This is a genomic window from Streptomyces sp. NPDC002623, from assembly GCF_053592635.1.
This window is the reverse complement of the sequence record NZ_JBSFWB010000095.1, coordinates 1-4,568: the sequence shown is the minus strand read 5'-3', so window position 1 is coordinate 4,568 and position 4,568 is coordinate 1. Positions and strand designations below refer to the sequence as shown.

Here is a 4,568-nt window from a genome sequence, read left to right as displayed (position 1 = left end):
CTCTGGCCCTGCGCCCGGGCCGGCTCACCGCCCCGGGAGGCTGCGGGTCGGCCACCGCCTGCGGCGTCAGCACGCTCGGGCAGCCCTCGGTACGCCACAGCAGGACCATGCCCGCGACGGCGACGGCGACGGCGACCACGCAGACGCCGGCCGCGATAGCCACGTTCCCTCTGATCGACATGGCCCGGAAGGCCATCAGCCGGGGCCAGTCGGGTGCCCCGGCTGGGCCGTTGGCCTATATGGGGCCGTTTCCGGGGGTTATCGGCGTCCGCCGAGGCGACCGTCGTGGGTGTGTCCGGCGACGGCGGCGAGTTGGTCGGGGTCGGCGAGTTCGGTCAATCAGTGGACCGCGGCGTCCATGCGGTCAGGGCTGTCCATGCCGACGACCCAGGTGACCATCTGCTCCTCGAGGGCTACGTGCGCTCCGACGTGGTGGACCAGGCCCTGCTCGTACAGCTGGGCGATCAGATCGGCCCGCAGCCGCTTGCCGACCTTGGCGGTGACTTCGAGGACGCGGGGCATGAGAGCGCCGTTGGCGAAGCCCTCGCCACGTAGCTACTCGTTCGCGCCCATGCTCCCGGAGCGATCGTCGAGGACGTAGAGGTGGCCGTCGTAGCCGCGTGCGGCACCGATGTAGAGCGCGGCCCAGACGCGTTCGCCGACGCGGCGGCGGGTGGTGGCGTGGTGCTCGGCGTCGAAGCGTTCGGGCCACAGCGGTTCACCGAGTCTGCGGCCGAGCGGGTCGGTGTCGCCGTCCGCGAGCGCGGGAAGGTCAATGATCTTCCACTCGTCGGCCTGCGCGTCGGCGAGGATGCGCCCGGCGAGGTCGTCTTCGTTCCAGCGGGTCTGGATGACGCAGATCGCGCCGTCGGGTTCGAGGCGGGTCTGCAGGACGGACTGCCACCATTCCCAGGTGCTGCGGCGCATGCTGGGCGAGTCGGCGGAGGCCATGTCCTGTACGGGGTCGTCGAAGAGGGCGATGGTGGCGCCCTTGCCGGTGAGGCTGCCACCGATGCCCGCTGCGACGAGGCCGCCCTGGTGGCCTGCGATGTCGAGCGCATCGCCGCCCGGCTGGAGGGGTCGATGTGGATGCCGAGCTCATCGCCCCATGCCTCGATAGCGTCATGCGCCCTCGGTTCCCGGACCACACGACCATGCTGCCGCCGTGAGAGCCATGTCCCACCCGCCCCGGGACGGCCGTCACCGCCTCATGTCTCCATCGGGACGCAGAGCACCGGGACGGGCGAAAGGTGGAGCAGTTTGTGGGGTGTCGAGCCCAGCAGTGCACCGCGGACGGGACTCTCCCCCCAGCTGCCGACCACGATGAACCGCGCGCCATGGCGCGACGCGGAGTCCAGGAGGGCCTGCGCCGGCTTCTGGTCGATGATCTCGACGGTTGTCGCGACACCTACGGCGTCGGCCGCTGTGACAGCGTGACCGAGGGCCACGCTTCCGGCCTCGCGAACGGCCTGCTGGTGGGTCCGGTACTCGTCCCCCGGGCCTCCCGGTGCGGCGGCGCCGTAGACCAGGACGAGAGGTTCGGCCAACGCCGCGGACAGCTCCAAGGCCACTCGCAGGGCGCGGACCGCGCCTGGGGACTCGTCGTATCCGAGGATCACCGCCATGTCAGTGCCCCTTCCGGTGCACGAGCTCGGGATCGGCCACATCGGGGCGTTCCGACCAGAAGTCCGGAGAGATCAGCCGCCACACGACCATGAGGACCACGCCTGCGACGGCGATGCCGATCCCGATGACGAGCGGCGGTCCGAGACCGAACCATGAGACGCCGCTGTAGGAGTTCGCCGGGTCCGCCATGTCGGTGACCGACTCCACCAGCAGCCAGGCGAGCAGCCCCGCGCCGACGAGCGGGCCGAGCCCGACCAGTACGAAGTTGTGGAGACTCTCCGTCAGATGGCGGCGGTAGTACACGGCACAGGCGACCCCGGTGAGCGCGTAGTAGAAGGCGATCAACAGCGACAGCGCGGTGAGGGAGTCGAACAGGGCGTTGGCGCTGATCTGGTTGACCACGACGTACCAGGCGATGGCGATGCCGGCGACCCACCACGTGCTGACGTCGGGCGTACGGAAGCGTGGATGGATGTGGGCGAAGTGCCGGGGCAGTGCGTGCCGGCGCGCCATGGACAGGGCCGTACGGGACGCCGGGATGATCGTCGTCTGCGTCGAGGCCAGCGCGGAGGTGGAGACGGCGAGCAGGACGACCCAGTCCCAGTCTCCCATCGCCTCGCCTGCCAGCAGTGCGAAGACGAACTCCTCTTCTCCCGCGTTGTCCGTCAGGAACGTCGTTCCGGCGTAGGCCACCACGGCGAAGGCGACGGAGACGTACGTCACCAGGAGCACGACCGTCGACCAGACGGCGGCCTTGCCGGGCGCGCTGGCGGGGTCCTCGGTCTCCTCGGTCAGGTTGACCGCCGACTCCCAGCCCCAGTAGATGAACACGCCCAGCAGCAGAGCGGCCGTGAGCGAAGCGCCTCCGGCACCGAAGGGGTTCAGCCACTTGATCGACGGGTCGACGGAATCGGACATCCCCTTGTCGGCGTAGACGCGGTAGAGCGCCACGACGGCGAAGGCGAGCAGGCAGGCGACCTGGGCGAGGATGAGGACGTTCTGCACCCGGGCCGAGAGTTCGGTGCCCGCGACGCACACGGCGGTCATCACGACGATGAGCAACACCGCGAGCAGTCGGCGCACGAGGTCGTTGTCGGCCCAGCTGTCGAGGCCGAAGGCGAGCAGGGCGAAGGTGACGGCGACGTCCGCCAGCGACCCGACGACCAGGACCCCGGTCATCGTGATGGCCCAGCCCCCGAGCCAGCCCGCCCACGGCCCCATGGCGCGGGTGACCCACGAGAACGTCGTTCCGCAGTCCTGGTCGACCTTGTTGAGGTAGTAGAACGCCGACGCGATCAACAGCATCGGTACGAAGGACGCCACCATCACGCCGGGGGCGTAGACGCCCACGAGGACCACGACCGGACCGACGACCGCGGCCAGCGAGTATGCGGGCGAGGTGGAGTTGAGTCCGATGACGAGTGCGTCGACGAACCCGATCGCGTCGGCCTTCAGCCCCTCCGGTGGCTGTGCGTCCACGCTGCTGTCCGCCATACGCCCTCACCTCGCTCGTGGGTACCTGCGGTCATCCAACAGGGACTCGGTGGGTTCCCCATGGCACAAGCGCTGTGCGGGACCGCGATTCACTCGGCTGCGTGGCCTCGACGCATTCAGCCGACGGCGAGCGTCTGCATTCCGAAGCGGAGGGTGTGCTCCAAGTCGAAGCGGCGGAGAAATGCCTGCCGACGCAGGTCGACGTCCTCGCCGGTCATGCCGGTCTTGCCGGTCTTGCCGGTCTTGCCGGTCATGCCGGTCAGGGAGGACCACAGCCAGACGGGCAGCGGGTCACCTCCGCCGGGCAGCGGGTCACCTCCGCCGGGCAGATGGTCCACCTGGAGGCGGATCAGGGTGCCCTCGATGACGGGGAGTTCACCGTCGTGGACGATCCACGCGCTGCGGGTGGTCAGCCGGGGGTGGATACGGTCCCAGGCCGTCGCCTGCGCGGTGCCATACCGGTCGGTGACCTGCACGGCTTCGGCGTCCGGCTCACCCCAGGTGTCCGGCTTGTCGTCGGGGCCGAGCCGGACCGCGTCCAGCAGTTGGCACCACGACGTCCGTCCGGTCTCCGGCGCGGCCACGAACGAGTACGGCCAGCCGGGGATGAGCTGGTCGCTGGAGCGTCCCGAGAGTCCGTAGACGTGACGGAACAGCCGGTCCGGGCTGGTCGGTGTGTCGGGCCGCGGCCACGCGGAGACATCGACGGCCAGGACCAGACGCCCGTCCGCGACCTCGGGCTGCGGCAGCATCGCCAGCGCGCGGCGCAGCCCTGCCGCATCGATGCGGCCCTGGTTGAGCGCGTCGTACAACGCGCCGTGCCCACGCCGGTGCTCGGCCAGCAGCGCCAGGTCGACCGGCGAGATCACCGGGCCATGCTCGAGCAATCAAGTTCGAGGGACTGTTCGACCAGCCAAGTGGGTCTCACCCGGCCGTCCCCGACGGGCATGATGGGGCCGTGGACAGGGATGCATCGGGCGACGCCGTCGTGGAAGCAGGCTGGCAGGCAGTACGGGACGACGGTCGCGTGCGCGTCGAACTCCTGGAGGCGGCCTACGCGGAGCCGCGCTTGCGGCAGCTGTTTCCCTGGACAGGGATGGGCGAGCTGCACTTCAGCCGCTGTACCGAGAAGCGATGGACCTGGGACATCCCCTACATCCAGCCCGCCGCCGGAGATACCTATTGGGTCTCCGGGCCTCCCCGCACCGAGACGGTGGGCCCGGCAACCACAGCGCGGGAGGCCATCGCCATGGTGGTCGAACTCCTGCCACCGGACTGCGGCCCCGCGTTCCTGGGCACCCCCGAAGAACTCGCAGCTCACGAGGCCACCACGCGGGAGCAAGAAACAGACGAAGGGTCGGGTGGCCCGGGGGATCTCACCCCCGGGCTCCCACAGAACGGAGCGTGACAGTCTCCCGTCACTCCGCTCTTCTCATCGAGTCCACACG

5 protein-coding genes and 1 pseudogene are annotated in these 4,568 nt (G+C 69.9%); 1 reads left to right on the top strand and 5 read right to left on the bottom strand.

Features of this window, described 5'->3' with window-relative positions:
- Positions 1-339: 339 nt before the first annotated feature.
- The 5 genes and pseudogenes from ACWD4O_RS48605 to ACWD4O_RS48585 all read right to left on the bottom strand — a co-directional run.
- Positions 340-522 (bottom strand): hypothetical protein, encoded by a 183-nt coding sequence (locus ACWD4O_RS48605; RefSeq protein WP_451289575.1) that lies wholly within the window; start codon positions 520-522, stop codon positions 340-342.
- A gap of 33 nt (positions 523-555) precedes the next feature.
- On the bottom strand, positions 556-981 hold the full coding sequence (locus ACWD4O_RS48600; RefSeq protein ID WP_451289577.1) for a terminase large subunit domain-containing protein: 426 nt from the start codon (positions 979-981) through the stop codon (positions 556-558).
- A 227-nt stretch (positions 982-1,208) separates the two neighbouring features.
- Entirely contained in the window at positions 1,209-1,625 is a 417-nt protein-coding gene (locus ACWD4O_RS48595) for a universal stress protein (protein WP_451289574.1), read from the bottom strand.
- 1 nt (position 1,626) lies between these two features.
- Positions 1,627-3,120 carry an APC family permease gene (locus tag ACWD4O_RS48590; protein ID WP_451289573.1) on the bottom strand — a complete coding sequence of 498 codons (1,494 nt, stop codon included), beginning with the start codon at positions 3,118-3,120 and terminating at the stop codon, positions 1,627-1,629.
- 128 nt (positions 3,121-3,248) lie between these two features.
- Positions 3,249-4,007 (bottom strand): annotated as a pseudogene (locus ACWD4O_RS48585) (transposase); the annotation flags it as partial.
- A 71-nt stretch (positions 4,008-4,078) separates the two neighbouring features.
- On the opposite strand from ACWD4O_RS48585, the gene ACWD4O_RS48580 reads away from it, so the two are divergent.
- A complete protein-coding gene (locus ACWD4O_RS48580) occupies positions 4,079-4,528 on the top strand; it encodes a DUF6193 family natural product biosynthesis protein (protein ID WP_451289572.1) in 450 nt (149 codons plus the stop codon).
- Positions 4,529-4,568: the final 40 nt, after the last annotated feature.

What these genes read in the sequence shown, in the direction of transcription:
- ACWD4O_RS48605 (WP_451289575.1), bottom strand. Translation starts at nt 522, where the DNA reads ATGCCCCGCGTCCTCGAAGTCACCGCCAAGGTCGGCAAGCGGCTGCGG.
- ACWD4O_RS48595 (WP_451289574.1), bottom strand. Translation starts at nt 1,625, where the DNA reads ATGGCGGTGATCCTCGGATACGACGAGTCCCCAGGCGCGGTCCGCGCC.
- ACWD4O_RS48590 (WP_451289573.1), bottom strand. Translation starts at nt 3,120, where the DNA reads ATGGCGGACAGCAGCGTGGACGCACAGCCACCGGAGGGGCTGAAGGCC.